Origin of the sequence: Corynebacterium sp. FDAARGOS 1242, from assembly GCF_016889985.1 — a bacterium.
Lineage (GTDB): Bacteria > Actinomycetota > Actinomycetes > Mycobacteriales > Mycobacteriaceae > Corynebacterium > Corynebacterium minutissimum_B.
In genome coordinates this window covers 1,132,862-1,156,819 of the sequence record NZ_CP069568.1, presented here as the reverse complement: position 1 = coordinate 1,156,819, position 23,958 = coordinate 1,132,862, and the positions used below count along the sequence as shown (strand labels likewise).

The following is a 23,958-nucleotide window of genomic DNA, read 5'->3' as shown; positions in this document are numbered from 1 at the left end:
TAGGAGGCCGTATGGGCATTCTGGATAAATTAACCGGGTGGCGGCGCCCCCCGGCGGAAGAACCGCGTAACTATGCCCTCGATAACGGGATTAACCTCAATGAATTCTGGGACTTCCATATTGATCACATGTCGGTGGAGGAGCTGTATCGTACTCAACCGCATTTGCGTACGGTAACCAGCTTCATCGCCCGTATGGTGTCATCCGTGTCCCTGCATGTCTACCGGCGGGAAGCCGACGGCGGGCGGGTACGCGTGTATGACACTGCGCTCGCTCAATTGCTGAAGCAATCCTCCCGGTCGCTGCTCATGTCCGATTTGCTTACCAACACCGTGATGGACCTCTGCCTGTACGACGAGTGGATTTGGTACGTCGATGTAGATGAATCGTGGGGCGCTCGATGGTCCATTTACCCGATTCCTCAACGGTGGGTCAAGAAGCGTTATTTTGATGACCCGTGGACTTTTAAGGGCATTACCCTAAACGATGAACGCGGCCGGGAAATCTACCTCCCCGCGGAACGTCTGATCCGTCATTCCGGTTATGACCCGACTACTTTACAGTGCGGCGTGTCCCCAATCCTCGCTCTGAAGGACGTCCTGAAGCAAAATAGGGCCCGCGCGGAATACCAGGCCCAGCTGTGGGATAGGGGACCGCGTATGGCCGGATTCATCGAGCGGCCGCTGGATGCGAAATGGGACCATAAGGACCGCCAGCGGTTTAAGTCTGATTTGCGTGCCCAATTCGCCGCCGGTGGTTCCGGCGCGGGTGGAATCGCCCTACTGGAGGACGGGATGAAGTTCTCCCCTCATCACCTGAAGGCGTCCGATGAGCAGGTGGTAGAACAAACGAAACTGTCTCTGGAAACCGTGGCGCAGGTCTATCACATTAACCCGACCATGGTGGGCATTCTGGATAACGCGAACTATTCCAACGTGAAGGAATTCCGCCAGTCCCTCTACGGTGATTCCCTGCTGCCAATCATGAAGGGTATCGAGGAAGCGCTGAATGCCTTCCTGCTGCCAATGATGAAGGTGGAAACCGACGAGTACTACGTGGAATTCAATATGGGCGAGCGGCTGCGTGCCCGCTTTGAAGAGCAGGCCGCGGTTACCTCCCAGGCGATTGGCGCGCCGTGGATGACCGTGAATGAAGGCCGCGCGATGAACAACCTTCCAAAGATTGACGGTGGCGATGAACTTGCCCGCCCGCTGAATACGGAATTCGGTTCGAGCAGCCCGGAAGCGGAAGGGGATAGCGAATGATTGAGCTAGTGTCCTGGGGCTCCCAATACGGGACCGCGCCGGTAGGTCACGCCGCTTTCGACCTCACGGTGCTACCGCCACCCCCGCCGGTAGTTGCCAGCGGCTGCGGCCTAGACGAGCCGGTGCAGCGCTACTACCTTTCCGACCCCGTGGTTCAACAATGGGCGACGACGATCGCCTTCCTCGGCCTGGAGCTGGAACGAAACCATGAATCCCCGCTCATGGTGTTCATCTGCAAGGAAGGCCGCCACCGCTCCGTGGCCATGGCGGAATACGTAGGGGAACTTTTACGGCTCGGCGGCTCGAAAAATACTATTAGGCACCTTTGCCTAGGAGGTGATCAACGATGACTATTCATGTAGTCATGGGCCCGCCGTGCTCTGGCAAATCAACGTTTGTCAAGAAAAAGGCCGGGGTAGGCAACCCCCGCTTTGATGTAGACGAGGTGTACTCATGCATGGCGGGGCAAGAACTTCACCATGAAAAACCGCCAGCCATTACGGATGTGGTTTCCGCCATGCGGCGTGGCCTCTACGGGTGGCTGCTGGATCCGGAAACTCGGCCCGTTGGTGATGTGTGGTTGATCCACGGTAACCCGCCAGCTTCAACGATCGCCGGGTTTAAGGCGGTAGGCGCAGAATTCCATCTCATTGACCCCGGGCTGGAAGTGTGCCTAGCCCGCTGCGAGGAGGAAGACCGCCCGGAAGGAACGGAAGAACGAATTAGGGGCTGGTACGACAACCCGCCGGTAATTCCCGACGATGAAAAGGAAGGTGAAGCCGTGCACAAAGATTTCACGGTCGATTTAAAGGCCACGCCCCCCGGCGACTCCGCGGATGAAGCCCCGGAAGGCTACATCTCCGCTTACGCCGCCGTATTTAACAATGTTGATTCATACGGTGACGTCATTCGCCGCGGCGCTTTTGAGGAAACGCTGAAGGAATGGGAAGAATCCGGAAACAATATCCCGCTGTTGTACGGCCATGATTTCGCGGATCCTTTCTCAAATATCGGCGTGGTTACCTCTGCGGTGGAAGATGATCACGGCCTGAAGATTGAGGCGGTCTTGGACCTCGACAACGAAAAGGCGGCGCAGGTTCATCGCCTGATTAAGGAACGCCGTCTATCTCAGATGAGCTTTGCGTTCCGCGTGCTGGATGCTGCGGAATCCATCGTGGATGACGAGCATGTCTTTGAGCTGAAGCGCTTGAAGCTCTATGAGGTGTCCGTCGTGCCGATTGGTGCGAATGAACAAACCGAAATTTTGTCCGTTAAGAATGCCTCCGAGATGCTGTCGACCGCTGTGAAGCAGGCCGGGAAGTTGTCCGAGGCGGAACGTGCGCACCTGGCGCGCGCGTGCAAGACGGCGGTCGATGAACTCAATGGCGCCCCTGGCGTCGATGAAACGGCGGAAAAGGAAGAAACCAACCGAGCCCGTGCCCGCGCCCGCGCGGTAAAGGCTCACCTGATGCTTATGGAGGCATGCTATGAAGACGATTGCTGAACTGAAGGCCGAGCGCGATAAGCTCCGTGCCGAATTTAAGGAGATGGCCTTTTGGGGCGACTCCATGTCCGAGGCGGAATACAACTCCGCTAAGGAAAAGATGGCCGAGCTGGAAGAAAAGAACGCGGAAATTGCGGATCGCGTCGAGCGCGACAAGACGATGAAGGCCCTGAAGCAGTTCGGTCTCGGCGCTGATTCCGGTGATCCGTCCCCGACGGGTGAAACCGATGAATCTACCCTCGGCGGTCATTTCGTGAAGTCCGCCGCCGCCGAGCTGAAGGCTTTCCGCCCGGGTAAGACGATTTCCTACCAGGCCCCGGAATTTAAGGCGGCCTCCGACCCGTCTCTTACCGGCGGCCAGGGCCAGGGCGTTATCGATGGATACGCCACCGAGTGGTCTCGCGCGATTGTTAACCAGCGCCGCGAGCGCCTGGTAGCCGCTGACCTCATGGGTTCCGCGCGTCTTACCCAGCCGGTCATTAAGTACCTGGTGGAAAAGCTTAACCGCATTGCGGAAGGCGGCCCTAAGGCTGTCGCCGAGGGTGCTAAGAAGCCCTATGTCCGCTACTCCCCGCTGGACCTGGTAACCGAGTCCCCGGCTAAGATTGCGGCGCTCACTAAGATCTCCGACGAGATGCTGGAAGACCTCCCGTTCATCGCGGATTACATTAATAACCAGCTCGTCTATGACCTCTCTGTCGCGGAAGAGGACGCCCTCCTCAACGGTGACGGCCAGGGCTCCAACCTCACGGGCCTTTTCAATCGTGAAGGCATTCAGTCTCACGATATTTCCGGCGACCCGTTCGACGGTCTGCTGGAAGCTATCGATATGGTCGCGCTGGCTACCCCTCTTACCGCCGACGGCATCATGCTTAACCCGGCGGATTACCAGCAGCTGCGCAAGAAGAAGGACAATAACGGCCAGTACCTTGCCGGCGGCCCGTTCCAGGGCCAGTACGGCAACAACGGTATTTTGCTGTCCCCGGCCGTGTGGGGCCTGAACGTGGTTTCCACCCCGGCGGTGCAGCAGGGTACCTACATGGTGGGCGCCTTCCGCCAGGGCGCTACTATCCTTCGCCGCGGTGGCCTGCGCGTGGATTCCACAAACACCAACGTGGACGATTTCGAGAACAACCTCGTCACCCTGCGCGCCGAGGAGCGTCTCGGCCTCATGGTTCCGCGCCCGGCTGCATTCGTCACGGGTAAGATTTCCGGCGCCGGCGCTGCCGCCGATACCGGAGCGGCTGCCTAATGGGCACCCCGCGTGAACTGCGCCCCTATAGCGTTCCGGTAGGAAGCGGGCTGGAGTTCACCCTCATGCTCTCCCCGGAAACCGCCGCCCGCCACTACCCGGACGCCCGGGAAGTGAAAGTGGCGCCGGTGGAAGTAAAGGCGGATAAGCCGCGCCGCGGCCGCCCCCGGAAGAACCGCGCTGCATCTGACTAGGCACCTATCGGAGGAAGGGGGTCCGTGATGGAACTCGAGCACGGCGTTAAATCGTCCGATCCGCAGGTTCCTCAGGAGGCCATTGACCGGGCTGTATCTACGTTGCGCCAGCTGTGCGGGTGGCATATTTTCCCGGTCATCGATGAAGAACTGGCAATCCTGGTTCCCGGTGACGGCCAGGTGATCCTTCCCACGAAACGCCTTGTGGAAGTGGAATCCCTGCATGTGGATTCCCGCCCGGTAGATGTGTCCGCCCTTACCTATGATGAGGCCGGTATCGTCTACGTTCCCGGGCTAAAGCCCCGCCGGGACGGGGTTCCGCGGAAGGTTGAGGCGAAAATACGCCATGGTTTCGATCATCCCGTGGATGTTATCGGCGTGGTGAAGGCCATGGCGGCGCGGTCCTGCCAACCTCAATCGTCTTATACCGTGGGCCGGATTTCGCTCGGCGCCCCGGGCGCTGCGACCCCGCAGTCAACGGAATGGCGATTGGTCGATTTCTATAAGTTGGGGGCGCGGCCATGACCGGGGGCCTGATTTTTAACCAGCGCCTGGAGCTGAAGTCCCCGCGGGAAGTCGACAGCGTGTATTCCTCCGAGCCGGTACTGGATTGGGATAACCCGGAATGGAAGGAAGTCCCTTTTCAAGTATCGGTTCAATTCGGCGGAACCTCGGAGGGTGATGCTGACCGCCCCCAGGTGGTTACGTCATACGTACTCATTACCCCGCCGGGCACTGATATTCCGGAACTCTCGGCGGAGAGCGTGATACGTGTCGGCGGGGTAATGGAGCTAGCGGTAGTCGGTGAGCCCGCCCGGTGGCCCGACCCGTGGAACGCCGGGGTAGTGCATCATCTGGAAGCTGATTTGGAGGTAGTCGATGGCTAATTATCCGGATTGGCAAATGAAGATGTGGGATTCCCTTAACCGGGATAAAAAGCTGCAGGCCGCGGTTATCGACCGCGCTCATAAGACGGCGCGGCGCGCTACCCAACTTTCCCGGGAATCCGGCGGGACCGCTAACTATTCCGTGACCTCTGGTATCCGCCCCGGGGGCCGTTTCTACGCTTCCGTGGTGTCCGATAATGGTGCGGAAGAGCAGGGAACGGAAGAGGTTCCGCGTACTAATGCGCTACGGCGGGCGGTGCGCGGTGGATAATTTCGCACTCCTCGTCACGGCGCTAGGGGAAAATTTTCCCTACCCGGTGCATGTGGACCTACCGCATAAATTCGAGCTGAAAGAACTTCCTACGATTGGCCTTTTTTCGGCCGGACCAGCGGAACGCCGCCCGGGGCTAAACGTCCTCGGCGTGGATGTGGAAGATATTGATCTCCATTTTTTCGTGAGCCCGGAAATGATGCGCAGCGGTGAGGCGATGAAGCGCGCCGCTATTCTGCGAATTTTCTTAGCTCGGGTGCGTGCCGATTCGACGCGGGTGCTGGATGTTACCCGCCCGGAAATCATGCTCGATCGTAATCCGCGGGTGAAGCGGATAGGCCTCACGGTCTCTATTGCTTCACCTATCGATGAATCCAATTTCCTGTAGGAGGAATTTCTCATGGCCATTGCAACCCCTAAGGTCGACCTTACTGCCCCTAACTACTCCACCCAGCTGCTGAACCTCGGCGTGACCGGGCGCCTCATGTACGCCCCGCCGGGTACCAAAATGCCTGAAAACATGGGCGATTACGAGAAGCCCTTTGTTGATTTTGGTTGGATTGCCGATTCCGGTATTTCCGAGTCCCTGAATGAAGAGCGCAACGATTGGACCCCGTGGCAGGCTCAGAACTCCCAGCGCTCTCAGGTCGCGTCTCAGGAGTGCACCTTCCAGGCGACCGTGTGGTCTATCGGCGGCCTGGCTAACGCCCTGTACTACGGTGTGGCCGCGGAAGATATGGAATTCGATTCCGCTTCCGGTGTCGTGTCCTTCGAGCAGGGTAAGGAACTTCCGGAAGAATTCCAGTTCCGCCTCGGTATCGACGTCATCGATGGTAAGAAGGCGCGTCGCTTCCTGCTTCCGGCGGCGTCTGTCTCCGAGCGTGGTGAAATTACCTACACTAAGACCGATTTGGTGGGGTATCAGTTCACTTTCAAGACCAATCTTGATAACGAGCTCGGCTACTCTATCCGCCGTGAATTCCTTGAAGGTTGGAAGCCGGGCCAGGCTGGCTCCACCCTGGAGGCGGATAATTCCGGCCGTAACCCGGGCGATTGGTCTAACCCGCCGGCTTCCGGCGGTAGCGCTGGTGGCGAGGAGTCCCCGCGCCCTGGCGCTGGAACCACCCCGGAACGCGAAACCTCCGAGGGCTAAAAAATGGGGTCGCCGTTCGTGGGTCGCGGCGGCCCCTACCCTTTTAGACCCACAACCCTTTTGACCCACCCCTTTTTCACAACTTAGGAGGTTGTCTACCATGGCAGCTACTAACCTTGATGCCCTTTTGGCTAAGCGTCGTGAAGTCGTTGGCGATGCTCATACCTTCCCGGTGGAATTCGCCGGTACCACCTTCCATTTCATCGCCCCCGAGCTGGCTTCCGCGGAATGGAACGACCGCCATACCGAGCTGCGTGAAGATGCCGCCGACGGGATTATTTTCGGCGATACGCTCCGCGCGGAAATGACCGACCTGATCCTCGGCGATGAAGCCGAGGCCTTCATCGAAAAGGCCAATGAGGCCGGTGTGGATCCCCTCTCCATGATTGGCTGGGCTATGCAGGACCATGCTGAACATGTGGGAAAAACCCAGTCCCGCCAGAGCTCCAATCGTTCCCAGAGGCGTGCGAGGCAGCGTTAAGCGCTACCTACGGCGGGGACCCGGTCGCTGATTGGCTGCGCGGTGATATTACTTCCCGCCGGCTGCGCGTACTCATTGAAGGCCTTCCCGATGACTCGGCGCTTCATCGCGCCTATCGGGACGGGAATGATTGGTCATCACTCCATGGCCTGCTGTGGATATTGGTGCAGGGCCTCCCGCGGTCTGAAATGCTGCTCGCTAGGCAGCTTTCTAAGGAGCAGGCTCGCGGCCTGCGCTTCCCCCGGGTGAAGCCCTACCCGTGGAGCGAGGACAAGGATAAGCAACAATTCGGGCGCGTGGATGAAGGCGATGAAGCCGCGGCCCTTGAATACCTACAAGGACTTTCACCTGATTAAACCCGCTGAACCTTAGGAGGTCTTACCATGGCCCGCGACGCTCAATACGTGCCGATCCTTCCGTCTTTTGATGGATTCTTTAAGGAAGTCGGTAAAGGCGCGGAAAAGGGCGGCGCGCAGGCTGGTAAGACTTTCGCTGATTCTATGGCGCGTGAAGTCAAAAAGGCGGAAGGCGCGGTAGAAAAGGCGACCCTGCAGGTGGAGCGGGCGCGGGTGCGCCAGGCTAACGCGGCGGATACGGCTACGGTCGCGAGCGCGAAATTGGCCGAGGTCATGGAAAAGGAAAATGCTAAGGCCTCCGAAATTGCTAAGGCCCGCACTGACCTGGCTAAAGCGCAGCGCGATGAAGAATTGAATACTAAGGCGCTGGAAGCGGCTAATGTGAAGCTGCAGCGCGCTCAAACTGACTTAACGAAAAAGACGCAAGAGGCGGAAGATGCTACCGGCGATTTCGCTAAAGCGCAGGCCGCGGCGGGGGATTCCTCCGACGGCCTGATTGCCGGTCTGGATAAGACCAAACTGGCATTCGCCGCGGTATCCGGTGCGATTGCCGCGGTAGGTGGCGCCCTTTACGGAATCGGAACGACGTTCGATGATGCGTGGGATACGATCCGTGTTGGTACCGGCGCTTCCGGCGAGGCGCTGGAAGGCCTGAAGGATACTGCGCGGAATGTGGCGGCCGAGGTACCGGCTTCCATCGAGGATATTGGTACCGCCGTGGCGGATATCAATACCCGTCTTGGGTTGACCGGGGAGCCGCTGGAAAAGTTCGCGTCTCAAATGATCCAGCTGGAAAATTTGGGGGTCGATGCCGATATTAACGCCGTTTCCCAGGCCCTGAACGGTTTCGGGGTGGAAGCGGAAAATATGCCCGACGCCCTGGACGAGCTCTTCCAGGTGTCCCAGGCTACCGGTCTTAGCGTTACCGAACTGTCTAACTCGGCCGTGAAGGCCGGCCCGGCGCTGCGCGAATTTGGTTTCTCCCTCGGCGATTCCGCCGCCCTTGCCGGCCAATTGGATAAGGCCGGTATTAACGCTGATGGCACCATGCAGCGCATGCAGCGCGCCCTCGCTGAATTTGCTAAGGAAGGCCGTGATGCACCTTCCGCTTTCAAGGAAACGATTGAACAAATTGATGAACTGGTAGCTTCCGGCCAGTCCATCGAGGCTATCGATATGGCCAGCGGTCTTTTCGGTACGCGCGGTGCTGCGCAATTCGTCGACGCGGTTAAGACCGGAACGTTGTCCGTGGATGATTTCATGGCCGCCACGGGCGCTACCGAGGACACGATCCTCGGCGTGGCGGAAGAAACCATGGACTTCGCGGAACAATGGCAACTTTTCAAGAACCGTGCCCTGCTGGCGATTGAGCCGGTATCGGAAGCGGTCTTTAATTTGGCGGGCGGCGCTATGGAAACCGCCGCGGATAAGCTTGAAGTCATTGCCGAGTGGATGACCTCTACCCTGATTCCGGCGGTATCCTCATTCGTCGATTGGGTAGACCGCTCCGCGGGTGCTATCGCCGCGGCCGCGGTGCCGGTGGGTATTCTCGCCGGCGCGTATGGCGCCCTGGTGCTGCAGCAAAAGATCGCGACCGCCGGTGGTTTCCTGCAGTGGCTCATGAAGCTTACGGCGGTGGAAAAGGCGCATGCCGCGGTGACAAAGGGTGTTGCCGCGGCGCAGGCCGCGCTGAATACCGTGATGAACGCTAACCCAATCTTCCTTGTGGTGACCGCAGTTACCGCCCTGGTGGCGGGCCTTGCCATATTCTTCACTAAGACCGAAACCGGGCGGGAAATTTGGGGAAACTTTACCGACGCTCTTACCTCCGGTTGGGAAAAGTTTACCGGCGTGTTTAAGTCCAGCATCGATTGGATTAGCGACGCGTTTACCGGCCTGAAGGCGCTGATTGTCGATGGTGATTTTACCGGCGCTTTGGCTAGTGCTTTCGGTCTGGAAGAGGACTCCCCGGTAGTTGGCTTCCTGCTCGGCGTGCGTGATGCCTTCATCACGGTATGGGATGCGGGTAAGGCAGCTTTGGGGTGGATTGCTAACGCCCTGAAAGTTACTTTCGCTGTAGTAGGAACCGCGGCTATCTATCCGTTCATCGTGGGGTGGAATGTGCTTTCAACCGCGATCCAGTTCGCGTGGAGCAATATCTTTAAGCCGGTCTTTAACGGTATCGGTTCCCTGATTTCCGGCCTGTGGAATAACGTCCTGAAGCCTATCGGCGGTCTGATTAAGTCCGGTTGGGACCTGCTGGTAGGCGCTATCCAGACCGGTGCGTCTATCGTGACGGATGTTATTTTCCCGGCTATTGGTGCCGCGGCTTCCTGGCTGTGGGACAACGCCCTCGGCCCGTATTTTGATAACATTCGCGCCGGTTTCGACCTGCTAGTCAACGGCCTGGTTGCCGGGGCGGAATGGATTCAAAATAGCGTGTGGAATCCAATCGTGGCCGGGGCGACCTGGCTGTGGGACAACGGCCTGCAACCCGTATTCTCCAGGATTGTCGACGGCTGGAACTGGGTCGGTAACGCGCTCGGCGAAATGGGGGAATGGATTCGTACTAACGTCATTGATGCTTTCGCCGCCTCCGCTTCCTGGCTATGGGAAGAGGGAATCTCCCCGGTACTGGAATGGATTTCTAGCAAGTGGGACTGGATGACCTCGATGCTGAATGACGGTTTCGTCTTTGTTCGCGATACCGTCTTTGCCGGTCTGAAGCTCGCTTTGGACTCCGTTAAGGCAGCGTTCGACGTGGCGGTCGATGGTATCGGTAAAGCGTGGGATATGATTCGGGATCTGACCCGCCGACCTGTGGAATTCGTGGTGAATACCGTCTACAACAACGGTATTCGTAAGGCGTGGAACGCGGTCGGCAAGTTGGTCGGTCTGGATGAACTTCCCGAGTATAGATTCGCCACGGGCGGTATCCTCCCGGGCTATACCCCGGGCCGGGATGTGTATGATTTCATCGAACCGAATACCGGTATGCGTATCGGCCTGTCCGGTGGTGAGCCGATCCTCCGCCCGGAGGCCGGCCGTGTCCTGGGTTCCGGTTGGGTTGATGGGATTAACTCCGCCGCCCGAATTGGTGGCGTGAAGGGTGTCCGCGACTTCCTGTACGGGCCCGATTCCGGGAAGCTCGGCGGTTTCGCCGCCGGTGGTGTGGTCGGCTCGATTGTTGATTGGGTACACAAGTACTACCCGATGATGACGATTACCTCTACCTTTAGAAATTCCAACGATAATCACGGGCGTGGCCTGGCTGTGGATTTCTCAAACTCTACGGATTCCACCCCGCAGATGCGCTCGGCGGCACAAAACCTCTTCGATAACTACGGTAAGGGCCTGCTAGAGCTCATTCACTCCCCGTTCAACCACAACGTGAAGAACGGGCAGGATAAGGGCGACGGGTTCGGATGGTACGGCGCTTCCATCATGAACCAGCACCGTAATCACGTTCACGTGGCCTCCCCGCAGCCCCTCGGCGATCCTAAGACCATGGTCGAGATGGTGTGGGATGGGGCGCAGGCGGTGTTTGCCTCCCTGCGTGACCGCGTTTCCGGACTGTTTAACCCGATTATTAACGCCGTTAAGGAAAAGGTGGATTCCTTTAAGGCCCCCGGAATCATTGGCGAGCTACCCGGCGCCATGTTTGGTTCCCTCTGGGGTGCGGCTAAGGACTTCATTCTGGGTAAGGCGGATGAATCCGATAACTATGGCGGGCCCGGCGGTACTTCGGGAAATGTGGAATCGTGGCGCGAAATGGCTATGGCGGCGATGCGCCGTAACGGCTTTAACGCCGATGACCCGGCGCAGGTCAACGCCATGCTGAAGCAAATCATGTCGGAGTCCAGCGGTATCCCGGACCGGGCGCAGGAAATCGTGGATATTAACGGCACTGGTGAATCCGCGGGCCTTGGTCTGCTGCAGATTATCCCGGGAACGTTCGCCGACTTCCGCGATCCTTCCTTGCCGAATGATCGCCGTGACCCGTGGGCTAACATGAACGCCGCGCTGCGCTACTACAAGAGCAAGTATGGAACCGACCTCACAACCATGTGGGGTCACGGCCATGGCTACGCGCTCGGCGGTATCCTCCCGGCGCTGACACGCCTGTACGACCGGGGCGGCTGGCTTCCTCATGGTGCCATGGCGCTGAATCTGTCCGGCCGGCCGGAGCCGGTGCTTACCGATGACCATTGGGACCGCGTGTCCGATCTCATTAGGCAGATTGGCGAAATGGTGCCCCAGCTGAAGGCCACCACGGATGTGATTGCCGATAACCTCACCCCGGCTATGCGGGAGCTGGCCGAGGCGTGGACGGGTGAAACCGATGGGGCGCGGGTGCATCTGTCGCGCTTGATTGGTGAAGATAACGCGCGGGCGGCCTCTTGGTCCGCGGCGTGGGCTGGGACGGCTTCCGTGAAGGAGCTTTTCGATACCTTCACGAAACTGCCCGGTCTGGATACCTACACCCGTGTATTCGCCGGGATTGTGGACGGTCATGATGCGGTGCTGCAAAAGTACGCCGAGCATGACAAGGCCCTGAAGAATATCGCCGATAAGGAAGAGGCTTTGGCTGAGGCGCGGAAGGCGCTGAAGGAAGCGGAATCCGGGGCGATTGAGCTGGATAAGAACGATAAGCGCAAGTTGGCCGACGCTGAAGAAAAGTTGTCTAAGGCCCGAAAAGACGGTAAGCCCGAAAAGATTGCTGAAGCGGAAAAGAAATTGGCGGAAGTCCGCGAGGATATTGCGGATAAGCAGGCGAATTCGGAAGAAAAGAAGAAGGAGGCCATTAAGGCGGCACAAGAAAAGGTGTTGGCCGCCGAGCTCGACCTGTCTGATGCGCGTGGCGCTGCTGCCGATATTGCTAAGGCCGCGGGCCAGGCACAAATCGCTTTGGCGATTGAGGTTGCCAACGTCGTCTTTGATGTCATCGATACGCTGATTACCAACTTCACGGCGGCCCGCACCGCGGTGTGGGGCGGAGTTGTTGAAATGATGGGTTCCGTACGTGAACTTACGGAACTCATTGCGAAACAGCGGGAGGCCGTGGTGGGCCTGACGCTGGACTTCGTTGCTGCGCAAATCGATGTTCGGGAAGCCGCCCGCCAGACGCGGTTTACCCAAATCGCCGGGGCAGAAGCAACCCTGAAGGCAGCGCGGGGTGTGGCGGAAGCGCAGGCCGCGTTCGATGAACAGCGCCGTAAGGACATGAAGTCCAATATCGGTGCCTATACCGATTTGTCTTTGGCTACCGATCGTTGGCGCTGGAATGTGAAGGAAGATACCGACGCGGCGCTGGACAACATGTCCGAGTGGTCGGATGAAACCATGGCCGCGTATGAAGCTCTGCAGGCCGCTCATGTCGGTATGCAAATTGAAGAGCTGAAGGCGCAGGAAGCCAATTTGGATGCGGTTCATTCGCAGCATATGGCGGTCCTTGACCTCGCTGATACTTCCCGCAATATGCAGAAGGCAATGCAAAAGTTGGCGGTCCTGTCTCAGGAAGCTTTCGGTTTCGACCAGGTAGGCGCTACGGTAGGTGAGCGCTACGCGAAATTGGCGCGTGAAAACGCGGAAATTGAAGCGAAAAAGGCGCAGGTGTCCACCTGGCTTAATCCTGCGAATTGGTTCAACGGCTACTATAAGAACGCTAACCGCCGCCAGGAACAAATTCGTAAGGAAATGGACGAGCTGGCAGCCCGTGATGATTTCCAGGGTGTCGCCATGACCGATAAGGAAATTCGGAAGATGACCGCCGGGGCGGGCTTCATGGGCCTGTTTGGTGGTGCGGGTGATATTGATGACCTGATCAACTATTCCCAGCTCGGCGATGCGGCGCGCTCTCTGGATAGGGCGCAGTGGGAAACCGACCTCATTGATTTGAAGGATTCTCAGCATGAGCTGAACTCCACTATTGAGCGTGGTACCGCGGAGCTGGCATACCGCAACCAAAAGGGTGAATTGGCTGACCGTATCCGGGCTAAGGAACTGGAGCGCGATTCGCATTCCAATTGGTCCGAATATTGGCGTGCCACTAACGACGAGGTGCGCGCGGCGATTGCCGATATTGCTACCTACCAGGGCGATACAGCTAAAAGCTTGAAGGCTATCGCGGATAAAAAGTCCACCCTTGTGTTCCAAATTCCGGAAGGTAAGGACGCTCTGTCCGTCCGCGAGCTGGAAGAAATACAGGAGGCGATGCGTAAGCAAAACGCTGATATTGAACTGCGATTGGAAAAGATGGAAAACCCGCGGCTCGGCGGCGCCGCTGTATCTGGAAGGGTGAGGGCATAACGTGTTCTACGAATTGGATCTAGTGTCCCCAACGGGTGAGACCTTCAACCTCATTGCCGACGGCGCTCCCGGCCCTATCGGGGTGGAGACCGGTACGGTGGAAGGCCTTACCGGCTCCTTCGAGGACCACCCGGTGCAGGCGGTTGGTGTGCCGGGCCAAATCATCGATTTTAGGGACCGCGTGATTACGCCAATGACCGGCAGTCTCGGCGTTGTTGTGCAGTCCCCGGAAGATTGGCATGATTTCCGCCGGGCGTGGTCAACGTGGGAATACTCATGGTTGGTGCTGTCGATTGGTGGGGCGCGGTACCGGTTGGCGGTGCGCCTCCCGGCGGCGTTCAAATTCCCGGCGGCGATTCCGAAAAGCGGCGACCGGGTGAAGGTTGATGTGATTGCCGATTCTCCCGGCGTGTGGACGGTGCCGCTATCCGGCGAGGGCACTGTCACAGTGACGAATTACGGTGATGTTCCCATATGGCCAGAAATCGTGTGGGAAGGCGCCGGAGGTGACGTCATCCTGCCTTCCGGCGCTAGTTTCACCCTCCCCGCGGTTAACGAGGAGCACCGCGTGCCGTTAGCGCGTAGCAATTCCGGCCGTATCTTCCGCGGCGATGAATACGACCGTATTCTCACCCGGAAGGCCGGGGCAGTAGGCGAAAGCGTGCCCCGGGGTGAAGAACGCGACTTTACCGTTCCCCCGGGCGCGCGCCTCGAGTGGGAAATCGGGGTATTCGATCCGTTTGAAAAGGAACTGTGATGCAACTCCCTGATTGGCGGAATCACATTAGGCAGGCTGTAGAAGATGACGGTTTCTGGGTAGGTATCGCCAACGAAAACGGCGAGCCCTTCATGGAAGTACCGCCCTTCGAGTCGCTGAAGTTCCCGCGTAACCGAATGGCGGTATCGGAATTCGAGCTCACCCTTCATGCCCCGGCGGATACTCCGATTAAAGATGAGCTGATTGCCGACGGTATCGGGGTGCAAGATGAGGCCGGCCGCCTGGTGCCGGCTAAAGGCCCGACCCGAATGTTGATAGTGGAAGTTCCGGGGCGGCCGCGCCTGGCATATTTCATTACGCATGCCACGATTTCCGGGGCGGCGGCCCCGGATACGTTGGTGATCAAGGGCGTTGATGCGGTGGATTGTCTAGCCTTTTGGCCGGGGCCGTCTATTCCGTTGGAAGTGCAAAACGCGCGCTTTCAAACTTTCCGGGAAGATGCTTCCGGTATTACGTATAAGACTCCGCGGAAGCTGGCTAGGGCACCGTTCGCCGCCGCGGCAGATGGGTACACCATGCGTGGGCGTGCGCGGTCTGTCATCCGGGATTTCGTCGATGATTCCCTGAAGAGTGTGAACCGCCTTATGGGGTGGGAAGGCGATGAGCACGCCGTGGTGGATTACGGCGGAAGTGCTGATTCCTCGGCGGAAATTTATCTAAGAACCTCCGACGATTACGTGCTGGATACTATCGCCGCGCCGCTGAAGAACGCCGGCCTGTATCTACGGGTGGACATGTGGTGGCCGGGAGATGATCCGGTAGTGGTGCGCGGCGGTGGTACGAAATCATGGCCGCGCCCCATGCTGATTATCCGCATTGATGAAATGAAGGAGGCTACCTAATGGCGCTTCACCCTCTCATTGCCGACGGCGGCGAGGTCACGATCCTGCGCTCCCTGGCCGCGTACTCTTTCGGAACGTGGAATGTTACGTGGCCTGATTCCATACCGGAGGATGAACGCCCCTCGGCCGGCGATGACCGGAAGTTTGGGTATTTCGCCGATTTCGACCGCGCCCCGGGCCGTATGGGGCGCCGTTTCGTCCGCAACGACGTGAACATCACGGCGCGGGAATTCAACGATTGGGGTTCCCCGATCCCTGATTCCGGGGTGTCCAATGTGGAGGAAGTACTGGATGCGGCGATTAATAGGACCGCGGGTGAAGCGGTACTCGAGCGGGAAATTGATAACGCGGGCCTTGGTGGCCTGGAGCCCTATGTCGATTTCGACGTTGGCGATATCGTTTCTATTGCTTTCTGGAATAAGGTCTTTTTCCTGCCCGTTACTGAAATCGCTTTGGAATCCTCGGTAGGGGCGGCGCGCCGGTATCGGGTGCGGGTGGGTAATTCCCCAATCTTCGATGATGATGCAAGGAATCGGGATAATTCGGAGCTTGCCCGCATGATTGCCGATGAACGGCGCGAGCGGCGGAACAGCGAAAGAACCGAGGCTAAACGCCGGCAGGAAGCGCTGGATGAAGAAGCGAAAGCTCGGCGGAAAGCGCTGAGTGAAGAGGCGGAAGCTCGGCGTGAAGCGCTGGAAGCGGAAGCCCGGAAGCGTGCTGACGCTCTAGTGGAAGAATCACGGGCTCGTCGTCAAGCTCTTGAGCAGGAAGCAACTAACCGCAACAATGCGATTGACAAAGCGGTTTCGGGGGAGGCGGAAGCGCGTAAAAAGGCGTTGGAATTCACCAATAAAGACGTGGAAAAGGTTGTTCAATTCCTGCGCGGTACGAGCTCCGCCCCGGATGACCTTGTGCGCTCCCTATCGTCCATTAACTCCCAGCTGGCTAACCAGGGCAAAAGCTCGGCGAGTGGCCTGGTGCCGGCGTATCTGAACCTCAATACGGAATTGTGGAAAGCGCAAAAGGAAATCGATGAAGCGCAAACCAAATTGGCGTTAGCGAATAGGCGGGCTATCAACTCGCTGGAATTGTCGCGAAAGATTCATGGTAACGCTTTGCGGTGGAATAAGGCGCAGCGCGTGCGTATCTATCACCATGAAGGCCGTGAGCCGGTTATTCACGATGAATACCTTCAAACCGACGCCGGCGAGGGGTGGTTTAGGGTGGTTGCCCGCGGCTCATGGCTAGGGCGGGTGAATGTGCAAGTTGAGCTGAAGTCCATGGTTTCCGGTGACTCGGCCGTTGATATGTACACGTTCGATGTCACGGATACCTCTAAGCGGGAGGAAAAGTTCACGCGCGGTGCGCTGCAGATGAAGGTCACGAGGGCGCATATTCAAATCGCCCCATACGTGGGTAATGAGCCCGCGGAATACGTGTTTGCGGCGCGTGATACAAACCGGTTCCATACCGCTGATTATCCGTCTGGTATGGAAGGCGGGATTATCCAATACAGCGCCGGGCACGTCGGTCTTTACACGTGGCGTGGCCGTGGTTACCGCTTTGATAAGCCGGTTTCCTTTAAGGGAACGGAGGGCCGGTGGTGGGACGCCTCGGATGTGGGGTCTGTCATTCCGCCGGCGGAATATCGGAATGGTCTCGGCGTGGTGCTCGTGCGGCCCGCGGGGTATAAGGACTACCCCGAGGGTGAAGTGTTTACCTTTACGGAAGGATTCTAAGGAGGCCGTGTCATGGCTCGGATTACTGGAACGTTGAAATATGTCACGACCCGACCGGAAGATGTGAAGCGTGCATCTGTGCGCGCGCCGCGCGCTCGTGAGCATGATGGGGCGGTGATCACGACCTCAACGGATTACGTTGATGTGGTTGATGGTCGCTTGGAGTTTGATGCCGCCCCGGGCCCGGTGGTGGTGACTCTGTTGCGGGCGCGGGGGCCGGTGGAAGTCCTGGAGATGATTGTTCCCGAGGGCGGCGGTTCTTTGGCGGCGGCGGTTGGTGCGGCGGAATTGGCGGATTCCGCAACCCGGTCACAGCTGGAGCGGTTGGCGTCGGACGCGCTGGAAGCGGTGCGGGAATCTAAGGAGGCAGCTTCCTCGGCTAAGACCAGCCTAGGGGAGTTAAAGTCGCTGGAATCTAACGCCGAGGGGCTTTTGAACTCGGCGGCGGCGGCGGCTTCCCGCGCGGAACAAATTGTGGGCTCGACCTCATGGAACAAAGATGTTTTGACGGTGAATGGTCAATCTTCCCCGCCGCTTACCGGCCCTAAAGGTGACCCGGGTGATAAGGGCGATCGGGGCCCTAAGGGTCCTCCGGGCGATAAAGGCGAGCCGGGCCGTGATGGTGTCGATGGCACCGTGAAGTTCGAGGAACTTACCGAACAACAACTGGAAGCGCTGCGGGGTGCTGCGGGCGTGGTGGTGTCGGAAACCGAGCCCGAAAATAAGAACGTGGTGTGGATCGACCCGTCGGGCGAAACCTACCGCCCTATCTCGAATTATGTCGCGGTGCTCTCTGACGAGGAAGCGCTGGCCATGTCCGGGAAGGTCCCGCCGGGAACATGTGTGCATGTGGTCACAAACGATAATCGCTACTGGGAGGAATCATAATGCGGTTGATGGTGCCCGATGGGAAGGGCGGTTTCGAGGAAATAACGGTGCTGCGCGGTGCGCGTGGTCTGCCGGGGGAACAGGGGAAGCCCGGCCCGCCGGGGGAGCCTGGTAAGAAAGGTGACCCTGGTAAACCCGGTGAGCCGGGTAAGAAGGGTGATCCCGGTCCGCCCGGTGACCCCGGTAAAAAAGGTGACCCGGGTGATAAGGGCGAGCCGGGCCCGCCAGGAACAACAACGTGGGCTGGGCTGAATGACAAGCCAAGGGTGTTTCCCCCGGAGTCCCACAAGCACTCCATAGCGGACTTGAAGGATTTTCCGCGTATTACCACGGGTGCCTATGAGGGTGATGTGGTCAAGCGAGGCACAAAAGGTCACATTTCTGTCCCTACTGAAGATCCCACTGAGCGGTATTACGCAACGTCTAAGGCCTATGTGGATGATGCTGTCACGGGTGCGAACATGGGGCTTACAGGAATTATTAACCTAAAGTTTGAAAGAAACGCCTCAAGATTTACTGGGTCTGAATGGTGTGTTCCTATTGAGTCCGCTGTGGTTAGGTCTAAGCCTCACTTGACGATCGAACAAAACGGTCCGGATTATGTTTACATGAAAAGATCGTTTGGCAACAAAAGTACATACTTGGTTTTGCTGAATGATTTCCCGACCGGGGTTACCGAAAAGTTTAGATTAGCGATTTCGCGCAGTAACAATAAGACTTCATCTAAGCATTCGTCGGACTTTCTTTGTTTTGGGCCAGTACCGGTGTTGAAATCTCCCACAGATTCGTTTGCTTTCCATGTGGTAACCCCCGCATCTAGCTCAAGCGATGTACCACCAACTGTAATCCTTACACTCGCTGTTCTGGAGTTTTAGGAGGAACAATGGCTTTGAAGTTAGTTAAACCTGGCCCGGTGACACGCCGGGGTGTGGTGCAGCCTGGTAGTGGCTGGGTGAACGTGACGGGTGCCGATCCGAACAACCTTGATAATCCGTATTGGTTTGGGCATTCCGGTCATTGTCTTATGACTGTTACGGCGTGGAACGTGGACGGGCTTCGGGTACTTGAGTGGGGGAAGGATCGGTTTTTGGAATCTCGCTTTCCGGGGGCTGCTCATTCCATTTCGGGCGTGCTGGATTTAAGCCAGCGTTCCGCTGTGGTGCGTGTTTTGAACCCAACCGATAAAGCGGAAATCGTTATCAACTGGGTTCCTCTCTCTCTCTCTCTCTCTTCGTAGCCTCTGCCGCCGCGTGGCTAAGGCGGTGGCAGCATGGCGCTGAGACTAGTGAAGGCCGGGCAGAACACCGCACTGGTGGAGACCGCGTTAGTGCCTTCCCCACGCTCATGGGGAACATGGAAGGACGATCTTCCTGTGTGGGCGCGGTTGGAACGCGGAGGCGAAATGATCGCTGTACAAGGCCGATTTCGGGTAGAAGTCATCACGGGGCAATCACTGATGTACGAGAACTCAAAAAACATAGGCACCCTAGGCCCTGGCGTGCGTATATTGTCGGGAGAAATCGCGATGTACTGCATGAGCCCAAACCTGATTACACAGGTGGTACTGACCAGGCTATAACCCCCGTGGGGGGTGGGCGCTAATGGCTTTGCGGCGTATCTACCCCGAGGTGCTGACGGCTTCCGGTGAGGGTTGGGCGGCGCGGAAAACCGGGAATTTGGTTGAGCTTCGTCTTGAAGGTCTGGAATCGCAGCAGGTGATGCCTGCCGAATACGCCCCCACGAAGATGACCTATGTTCCGGTATCGGCTCAATCGACAACGAATTTGTATACCCCGCGTGTGGCGCTAAACCCGTCCGGCTACATCACCCCACAAGGGTATTCCGGTAAAGCGTGGGCGGTGATTGTGTACACGAATTGATTTTAAGGAGGTACATGATGCAGGTTATTGATTTTTCGGCCGGGGTTCCCTCTGGCCGGTCTGTGAAGGCCGCGGGCTATGGCGGGGCGGTGCGCTATATTTCACCACCTCGCGATCCGTGGATGAAGGGGAAGATGATTAGCCGCGCCGAGGTGGCGGATTATGAGGCCGCCGGCCTGGACCTCGCTTTCGTTTGGCAATACGGCGGGGCTAGCAATCCGGATTCCATGCGCGGCTACGCCGGCGGGAAGAAGGACGCGGAATCTGCTAAGGCAGCTTTGGACACCCTCGGCCGTTCCGGGTGGCCGGTGTTTTTCGCCGTCGATTTCGATATTTCCCTAAATCAGTGGAATTCGACCGCGGTGGAATACTTCCGGGCGGCCGTTGATGTGCTCGGCCGGAGCCGGGTAGGTATCTACGGTCATTCCCGCGTGATTGCGTGGGCGGCGGAAGATGGGGTAGTCGCCGACCTCGGCGGCGGTCGTGTGCTTGGCTGGCAGACCCCCGCGTGGTCTCAGGGTGCGCGCTCCCCGGAAGCCGTGCTGTACCAGGGAGTTGCGAACACCCCGGGCCCCGACGGGGTGAAGATTGATATTAACGACGTGCTGCATGATTATTGGGGCCAGGCCCCGGCTTCCTCCGCCCGGCGCGGGAAGTCGGTTCCGCGGGCAGTGGTCCGCGTCGACGAGGAAGTGTGGCTAAATAAGCACTTCAACCGGGGGCGTGGTGGCCAAAAAATTCGGCGTATCACCCGCCACCATATGGGCGGGATTGGTAATGCCCATGATTGTTATAGGTGGTGGCAAACCAGGCGGGCCTCGGCGCACTTCGCGGTGCAAGGAAACCGCGTAGGGCAGCTAGTGCGGGTGGAGGATACCGCGTGGGGAAATAATGATTCCTCTAATGCTTCCTCCATCATCATCGAACATTCTAATTCAGGCGGTCCTGAGCAAGATTGGCCTATTGCGGAAGCAACGATTAAGCGGGGTGCGCAGTTGGCGGCGGAATTGTGCGCGGTGCATGGGCTCGGCCGCCCTGAATACGGGGTGAACATTGATGATCACCGTGATCATTCGGCGACCGCATGCCCCTATCACCTGGCTAGCGGCGAAAAATACCACCAGCTGTGGATGAATGAAGCCCAGCGCTGGTACGACCTGATTACTCAACCACAGGAGGATTCCTTCATGCCCGCCTTGAACGATAATGAGCAGCGTGAGCTGCTGCGATTGGTGAAAAAGCTCAGTCATGAAATTTCCGATCCGTTTGACTCCCGATACGATTTGGAACGGCTGCGCCGGGGTGAAATCGGGGAGGGCGAGGTCTTTTCCGATACGGCGATTGGCTACGCCCTGGAGGCGGATCGGAAGCTGGAAGATATGCACGCGAACATGCTTCCGTTCATCGCGGAGACGCTTTCGGATATTTCGGTGGCGCTGCGAAAGATTGTTTCCGTGCAGGAAGCGCTGAACGTGAAGGTGGGGGGACGTCATGAATAATCGTGATGCGATTGCGACGGCGGTGGCCTCTGTCCTGGCTAGGCAGTCCTTTGTGCTGCAGCGGAAGGAAACTTTCATCACGGTGGCGGTGGCCGTGGTGTGGGTAGGGTCGACGCTGATAGAGCAGCTTACTTCCGCCCCGGATTGGTTCGCGGTGGTGGTGGGCTGTGCTACCAGCCTAGCGGCGGCCCTTGTGATTGCTCTTACTAAAGGCGCTATTCCGCCTTCCGCGCTTCCCCGTATTCTGGACTCCTACGACATGGAAGTTGGTAAAACTGTGGATGTGGGGCCCGGGGTGGCGGAGGCGGTTGGCGCCCCGGACGCGGAGCCCGTTCCCGCGGCTAGTATCCTTCCGCCCGATTCCTCCCGCGCCCCTCGGCATGCCGCCGAGCGCCGGTTTAGCCTGTACGGATAAACGGGGCGGGTGGAAGAATGAGCCGAAATTGGATTAGCTCGGACGCCGTTGGGGTGTTCATTATCGGTATGGCGGCGCTCATGCGCGGTATTTCGTACATGCCGTTTGTGGTGAATCCGGAACGCCGCCCAGCTCATTTGCTTGAGCATATCGCCCCACCTGATATGTGGGCGTGGCCGTGGCTGTTTAGCGGTGTGCTGTGCCTGGCTGCGGTATTCTTTCCCCGGCTAACTCCCGCCGCGGTCGGTTCGGGTATTGGTCTGCACTTCCTGTGGTCCGTGTCCTTCCTGGCTATGGGAGGCCGTGGTTGGGTTACCTCAATCGGCTACGGGGCGGTGACCGCGCTTGCCTTGTGGGCGTTTTCGCGTGGCCGTCTGCAATACTCCGCGGAGGTCCCGGTCCTTAAGGGGGATTGATGCATATGGACGGCGAGCTTACGGGCCTGATTGGTACGGTGGCGGCCGCGGTGCTCGGCGTGATTGGTGCGCGATTAACCGCGCGGGCTAGCGTAGACGCGAAAAAGGTGGAAGCCGCTGCCCCTGATTGGGATTCGTTCACGGATAAAATCATGCAGCGGTTGGATTCCCAACAGAATGAAATTGATGCTTTGCGGTCGCGGGTGGAAACGCTGCAGTCTACGGTGGAACAAACTCGGCGGAAGTACTGGGCGGCGATTGGTGGTTTGCGGCGTATCGCGCGGAATTCGGAGGATGTGCTGAAGATTGCGCGTCTCCCCCCGGATGTTCACGATGACGTGGTGAACGGCTAGAGCCCCCGGTGGCGGCGGGGTGTATCTCGTTAGGCAGCTATTGTAATTTTTGGCCCCGTTTCCCGGTTAGGCTCCCCGGGCGGCGGGGCCGCCTTTTCGCGTTTTAGGGGTGAAAGAAAAAATCCCCGCTAACGCGGGGAAAGTTTGAGCTACAGCGCGATGCGTGAACATCGACAACGGCTCACCCCAGCTAATGCGGGGACGCTATGTAGCTTAGTTCATCGTTGCGCTGCGTGCAAGATTAATCGAGCGCGTGGCGTTCAACGAGGGTCCAGAAATCGATATCTTCCTTGATGCGGAAGCCGGAGCGGTTGGCTTCGATTTCGCCTTTATTGTTGAATTCATCGTGCCAGGTGATCATTTCGTCGGCGATTGCCTCAATATCGAAATTGGTGGCTTCCTCTCCGAGCGGCTCGATGATTTCGCGGTGGATTGCTTCATCTCGGCGGCTGTACAGGGTCATTTCGGGTTCCTTTCTCCCGGTCTCTTTTGCTTACACCTTGAGTATACCTCATGAGCCCTAAAAGTGTCAACACGTGATTACAGAATTATTCTTCCTCAACTTCCTTAATCACTGAATGAATGTACGGGCGGGCCAGGCCCGTTATCCGGGCGACCTCGGACTTCATCATTCCCGCCTCAACCGCCGCCCGAATCTCTGCATGCCACTCGTCGCGCGCGCGCTCGACCGCTTCCTGTGCAAGTTTGTACCGCATGCCGGCGAGGTCTAACTTCCGTCGCATTCCATCGCGATCCATCGTTTCCCGGCGCATGCGCCGCAGCTCTGTGCTATCCGGATCGGTGAGGAAGTCCGCGGGCGGGTAGATAATGAACTCTTGTACGTACCGCTGGAAATCGCGGCCTTCCTCCCGCGCCCGGGCGGCGAGTTTCCTCATGAGCTCTGCCCCGGTGGCGTGCGATATGGCTATTTTTACTACCCCGTTGCTGGTGGTCGCTGTCCACCTATCCGGGGCGCGATCCGGATCCATTGCCAAAATATGACCCGGAATCGGCGGGGTGAGCCCGCAGTAGGCGGATAGTAGGGAGGCGAGCTCTTCGCGGGTGATTACCTGATTCATCGTTTCTCCATTCTTTCGGCACATCGCTGCGCGGCTTCCTCGGCCTCATTGAAAAGTTCCTCGATCGTGTCCGTATCGAGGTGGTCCTTAAGGAGGGATCGTAGGTATCCGAGGGCGTAAGAGTCGGCGTTCATGGCGGTTCCTTAGCTGTAGATTTCGGCGGTGATTTCCTCGGCCACCTCGGCGGCCTCTTGTGCGCCGCGGGCGAGGTTGCGTAGAAATTCGGCGGTGCAGTCTAGGTTTCCTTCGTTGATGCGGTGGTCGGTCTTTACGTAGGTATCGAGGAAGGTTTCGAGCGCGGTGCGGAATTCGTCGGCGGCGCGGGTGTTGGTGTTGGGGATGTTGGCGAATACGAAATCTGCAAGTTCGGCGGTCTCTGCGTGGTTCATGGTGGGTC

At 58.3% G+C, this 23,958-nt stretch carries 28 protein-coding genes; 24 read left to right on the top strand and 4 right to left on the bottom strand.

Translation table 11 applies throughout. The features are described 5' to 3' along the window. Window positions 1–11 precede the first annotated feature (11 nt). The 24 genes from I6J72_RS05505 (at window position 12) to I6J72_RS05390 (ending at window position 22,482) form a co-directional block, all read left to right on the top strand. Window positions 12–1,265 (top strand): phage portal protein, encoded by a 1,254-nt coding sequence (locus tag I6J72_RS05505; protein WP_204100207.1) that lies wholly within the window; start codon window positions 12–14, stop codon window positions 1,263–1,265. Then, entirely contained in the window at window positions 1,262–1,615 is a 354-nt protein-coding gene (locus I6J72_RS05500) for an RNase adapter RapZ (RefSeq protein WP_204100206.1), read from the top strand. Before I6J72_RS05505 ends, I6J72_RS05500 begins: the two co-directional genes overlap by 4 nt. After that, window positions 1,612–2,769: an HK97 family phage prohead protease gene (locus tag I6J72_RS05495; protein WP_204100204.1), complete on the top strand. Its 1,158-nt coding sequence runs from the start codon at window positions 1,612–1,614 to the stop codon at window positions 2,767–2,769. The genes I6J72_RS05500 and I6J72_RS05495 overlap by 4 nt, the downstream gene beginning before the upstream one ends. Further along, the gene (locus I6J72_RS05490) at window positions 2,753–4,021 is read left to right on the top strand and encodes a phage major capsid protein (RefSeq protein WP_204100203.1); all 1,269 of its coding nucleotides are present in this window, start codon (window positions 2,753–2,755) and stop codon (window positions 4,019–4,021) included. Before I6J72_RS05495 ends, I6J72_RS05490 begins: the two co-directional genes overlap by 17 nt. After that, window positions 4,021–4,215, top strand: coding sequence for a hypothetical protein (locus tag I6J72_RS05485; protein WP_115021838.1), 195 nt, complete (start codon window positions 4,021–4,023; stop codon window positions 4,213–4,215). Before I6J72_RS05490 ends, I6J72_RS05485 begins: the two co-directional genes overlap by 1 nt. A gap of 24 nt (window positions 4,216–4,239) precedes the next feature. Beyond that, on the top strand, window positions 4,240–4,740 hold the full coding sequence (locus I6J72_RS05480; protein WP_204100202.1) for a hypothetical protein: 501 nt from the start codon (window positions 4,240–4,242) through the stop codon (window positions 4,738–4,740). Next, window positions 4,737–5,102: a hypothetical protein gene (locus I6J72_RS05475; RefSeq protein WP_204100201.1), complete on the top strand. Its 366-nt coding sequence runs from the start codon at window positions 4,737–4,739 to the stop codon at window positions 5,100–5,102. The genes I6J72_RS05480 and I6J72_RS05475 overlap by 4 nt, the downstream gene beginning before the upstream one ends. Further along, a complete protein-coding gene (locus I6J72_RS05470) occupies window positions 5,095–5,373 on the top strand; it encodes a hypothetical protein (RefSeq protein ID WP_239107513.1) in 279 nt (92 codons plus the stop codon). The genes I6J72_RS05475 and I6J72_RS05470 overlap by 8 nt, the downstream gene beginning before the upstream one ends. Continuing rightward, on the top strand, window positions 5,342–5,761 hold the full coding sequence (locus I6J72_RS05465; RefSeq protein ID WP_115021844.1) for a hypothetical protein: 420 nt from the start codon (window positions 5,342–5,344) through the stop codon (window positions 5,759–5,761). The genes I6J72_RS05470 and I6J72_RS05465 overlap by 32 nt, the downstream gene beginning before the upstream one ends. A 12-nt stretch (window positions 5,762–5,773) precedes the next feature. Next, window positions 5,774–6,526, top strand: a complete 753-nt coding sequence (locus I6J72_RS05460; RefSeq protein ID WP_204100200.1) for a hypothetical protein — start codon at window positions 5,774–5,776, stop codon at window positions 6,524–6,526. A 100-nt stretch (window positions 6,527–6,626) separates the two neighbouring features. After that, a complete protein-coding gene (locus I6J72_RS05455; RefSeq protein WP_204100198.1) occupies window positions 6,627–7,007 on the top strand; it encodes a hypothetical protein in 381 nt (126 codons plus the stop codon). A gap of 188 nt (window positions 7,008–7,195) precedes the next feature. Then, the gene (locus I6J72_RS05450; RefSeq protein WP_181815362.1) at window positions 7,196–7,363 is read left to right on the top strand and encodes a hypothetical protein; all 168 of its coding nucleotides are present in this window, start codon (window positions 7,196–7,198) and stop codon (window positions 7,361–7,363) included. A gap of 27 nt (window positions 7,364–7,390) precedes the next feature. Further along, window positions 7,391–13,672: a phage tail tape measure protein gene (locus I6J72_RS05445; protein WP_204100197.1), complete on the top strand. Its 6,282-nt coding sequence runs from the start codon at window positions 7,391–7,393 to the stop codon at window positions 13,670–13,672. A gap of 1 nt (window position 13,673) precedes the next feature. Next, window positions 13,674–14,429 carry a hypothetical protein gene (locus I6J72_RS05440; protein WP_204100195.1) on the top strand — a complete coding sequence of 252 codons (756 nt, stop codon included), beginning with the start codon at window positions 13,674–13,676 and terminating at the stop codon, window positions 14,427–14,429. Further along, window positions 14,429–15,292, top strand: a complete 864-nt coding sequence (locus tag I6J72_RS05435; RefSeq protein ID WP_204100194.1) for a hypothetical protein — start codon at window positions 14,429–14,431, stop codon at window positions 15,290–15,292. The genes I6J72_RS05440 and I6J72_RS05435 overlap by 1 nt, the downstream gene beginning before the upstream one ends. Beyond that, on the top strand, window positions 15,292–17,031 hold the full coding sequence (locus I6J72_RS05430) for a hypothetical protein (protein ID WP_204100193.1): 1,740 nt from the start codon (window positions 15,292–15,294) through the stop codon (window positions 17,029–17,031). Before I6J72_RS05435 ends, I6J72_RS05430 begins: the two co-directional genes overlap by 1 nt. Window positions 17,032–17,043: 12 nt before the next feature. Further along, entirely contained in the window at window positions 17,044–17,919 is an 876-nt protein-coding gene (locus I6J72_RS05425; protein WP_204100192.1) for a collagen-like protein, read from the top strand. After that, window positions 17,919–18,794: a hypothetical protein gene (locus tag I6J72_RS05420; RefSeq protein WP_204100191.1), complete on the top strand. Its 876-nt coding sequence runs from the start codon at window positions 17,919–17,921 to the stop codon at window positions 18,792–18,794. Before I6J72_RS05425 ends, I6J72_RS05420 begins: the two co-directional genes overlap by 1 nt. Before the next feature lie 8 nt (window positions 18,795–18,802). Continuing rightward, window positions 18,803–19,156: a hypothetical protein gene (locus I6J72_RS05415; protein WP_204100190.1), complete on the top strand. Its 354-nt coding sequence runs from the start codon at window positions 18,803–18,805 to the stop codon at window positions 19,154–19,156. A 364-nt stretch (window positions 19,157–19,520) separates the two neighbouring features. After that, entirely contained in the window at window positions 19,521–19,799 is a 279-nt protein-coding gene (locus I6J72_RS05410; protein ID WP_204100189.1) for a hypothetical protein, read from the top strand. A 14-nt stretch (window positions 19,800–19,813) separates the two neighbouring features. After that, window positions 19,814–21,298, top strand: a complete 1,485-nt coding sequence (locus I6J72_RS05405) for a glycoside hydrolase domain-containing protein (RefSeq protein WP_204100187.1) — start codon at window positions 19,814–19,816, stop codon at window positions 21,296–21,298. Next, window positions 21,291–21,713, top strand: a complete 423-nt coding sequence (locus I6J72_RS05400) for a hypothetical protein (protein ID WP_204100186.1) — start codon at window positions 21,291–21,293, stop codon at window positions 21,711–21,713. Before I6J72_RS05405 ends, I6J72_RS05400 begins: the two co-directional genes overlap by 8 nt. Before the next feature lie 17 nt (window positions 21,714–21,730). Further along, window positions 21,731–22,129 (top strand): hypothetical protein, encoded by a 399-nt coding sequence (locus I6J72_RS05395; protein ID WP_204100185.1) that lies wholly within the window; start codon window positions 21,731–21,733, stop codon window positions 22,127–22,129. After that, on the top strand, window positions 22,129–22,482 hold the full coding sequence (locus I6J72_RS05390) for a hypothetical protein (protein WP_204100183.1): 354 nt from the start codon (window positions 22,129–22,131) through the stop codon (window positions 22,480–22,482). Before I6J72_RS05395 ends, I6J72_RS05390 begins: the two co-directional genes overlap by 1 nt. Before the next feature lie 241 nt (window positions 22,483–22,723). On the opposite strand, the gene I6J72_RS05385 is transcribed toward I6J72_RS05390, so the two are convergent. From I6J72_RS05385 to I6J72_RS05370, 4 genes are all read right to left on the bottom strand, one after another. Next, complete coding sequence (locus I6J72_RS05385) at window positions 22,724–22,945, bottom strand: hypothetical protein (RefSeq protein WP_204100182.1); 222 nt, start codon at window positions 22,943–22,945, stop codon at window positions 22,724–22,726. A gap of 85 nt (window positions 22,946–23,030) precedes the next feature. Continuing rightward, entirely contained in the window at window positions 23,031–23,561 is a 531-nt protein-coding gene (locus tag I6J72_RS05380; RefSeq protein WP_204100181.1) for a hypothetical protein, read from the bottom strand. After that, window positions 23,558–23,695: a hypothetical protein gene (locus tag I6J72_RS05375; protein ID WP_204100180.1), complete on the bottom strand. Its 138-nt coding sequence runs from the start codon at window positions 23,693–23,695 to the stop codon at window positions 23,558–23,560. The genes I6J72_RS05380 and I6J72_RS05375 overlap by 4 nt, the downstream gene beginning before the upstream one ends. 9 nt (window positions 23,696–23,704) lie before the next feature. Continuing rightward, window positions 23,705–23,950: a hypothetical protein gene (locus I6J72_RS05370; RefSeq protein WP_204100179.1), complete on the bottom strand. Its 246-nt coding sequence runs from the start codon at window positions 23,948–23,950 to the stop codon at window positions 23,705–23,707. Window positions 23,951–23,958 lie beyond the last annotated feature (8 nt).

Coding starts and splice junctions, on each gene's coding strand:
- I6J72_RS05505 (WP_204100207.1), top strand. CDS start 12: ATGGGCATTCTGGATAAATTAACCGGGTGGCGGCGCCCCCCGGCGGAA.
- I6J72_RS05500 (WP_204100206.1), top strand. CDS start 1,262: ATGATTGAGCTAGTGTCCTGGGGCTCCCAATACGGGACCGCGCCGGTA.
- I6J72_RS05495 (WP_204100204.1), top strand. CDS start 1,612: ATGACTATTCATGTAGTCATGGGCCCGCCGTGCTCTGGCAAATCAACG.
- I6J72_RS05490 (WP_204100203.1), top strand. CDS start 2,753: ATGAAGACGATTGCTGAACTGAAGGCCGAGCGCGATAAGCTCCGTGCC.
- I6J72_RS05485 (WP_115021838.1), top strand. CDS start 4,021: ATGGGCACCCCGCGTGAACTGCGCCCCTATAGCGTTCCGGTAGGAAGC.
- I6J72_RS05475 (WP_204100201.1), top strand. CDS start 4,737: ATGACCGGGGGCCTGATTTTTAACCAGCGCCTGGAGCTGAAGTCCCCG.
- I6J72_RS05470 (WP_239107513.1), top strand. CDS start 5,095: ATGGCTAATTATCCGGATTGGCAAATGAAGATGTGGGATTCCCTTAAC.
- I6J72_RS05465 (WP_115021844.1), top strand. CDS start 5,342: ATGCGCTACGGCGGGCGGTGCGCGGTGGATAATTTCGCACTCCTCGTC.
- I6J72_RS05460 (WP_204100200.1), top strand. CDS start 5,774: ATGGCCATTGCAACCCCTAAGGTCGACCTTACTGCCCCTAACTACTCC.
- I6J72_RS05455 (WP_204100198.1), top strand. CDS start 6,627: ATGGCAGCTACTAACCTTGATGCCCTTTTGGCTAAGCGTCGTGAAGTC.
- I6J72_RS05450 (WP_181815362.1), top strand. CDS start 7,196: ATGCTGCTCGCTAGGCAGCTTTCTAAGGAGCAGGCTCGCGGCCTGCGC.
- I6J72_RS05445 (WP_204100197.1), top strand. CDS start 7,391: ATGGCCCGCGACGCTCAATACGTGCCGATCCTTCCGTCTTTTGATGGA.
- I6J72_RS05435 (WP_204100194.1), top strand. CDS start 14,429: ATGCAACTCCCTGATTGGCGGAATCACATTAGGCAGGCTGTAGAAGAT.
- I6J72_RS05430 (WP_204100193.1), top strand. CDS start 15,292: ATGGCGCTTCACCCTCTCATTGCCGACGGCGGCGAGGTCACGATCCTG.
- I6J72_RS05425 (WP_204100192.1), top strand. CDS start 17,044: ATGGCTCGGATTACTGGAACGTTGAAATATGTCACGACCCGACCGGAA.
- I6J72_RS05420 (WP_204100191.1), top strand. CDS start 17,919: ATGCGGTTGATGGTGCCCGATGGGAAGGGCGGTTTCGAGGAAATAACG.
- I6J72_RS05415 (WP_204100190.1), top strand. CDS start 18,803: ATGGCTTTGAAGTTAGTTAAACCTGGCCCGGTGACACGCCGGGGTGTG.
- I6J72_RS05410 (WP_204100189.1), top strand. CDS start 19,521: ATGGCTTTGCGGCGTATCTACCCCGAGGTGCTGACGGCTTCCGGTGAG.
- I6J72_RS05405 (WP_204100187.1), top strand. CDS start 19,814: ATGATGCAGGTTATTGATTTTTCGGCCGGGGTTCCCTCTGGCCGGTCT.
- I6J72_RS05400 (WP_204100186.1), top strand. CDS start 21,291: ATGAATAATCGTGATGCGATTGCGACGGCGGTGGCCTCTGTCCTGGCT.
- I6J72_RS05395 (WP_204100185.1), top strand. CDS start 21,731: ATGAGCCGAAATTGGATTAGCTCGGACGCCGTTGGGGTGTTCATTATC.
- I6J72_RS05390 (WP_204100183.1), top strand. CDS start 22,129: ATGCATATGGACGGCGAGCTTACGGGCCTGATTGGTACGGTGGCGGCC.
- I6J72_RS05385 (WP_204100182.1), bottom strand. CDS start 22,945: ATGACCCTGTACAGCCGCCGAGATGAAGCAATCCACCGCGAAATCATC.
- I6J72_RS05380 (WP_204100181.1), bottom strand. CDS start 23,561: ATGAATCAGGTAATCACCCGCGAAGAGCTCGCCTCCCTACTATCCGCC.
- I6J72_RS05375 (WP_204100180.1), bottom strand. CDS start 23,695: ATGAACGCCGACTCTTACGCCCTCGGATACCTACGATCCCTCCTTAAG.
- I6J72_RS05370 (WP_204100179.1), bottom strand. CDS start 23,950: ATGAACCACGCAGAGACCGCCGAACTTGCAGATTTCGTATTCGCCAAC.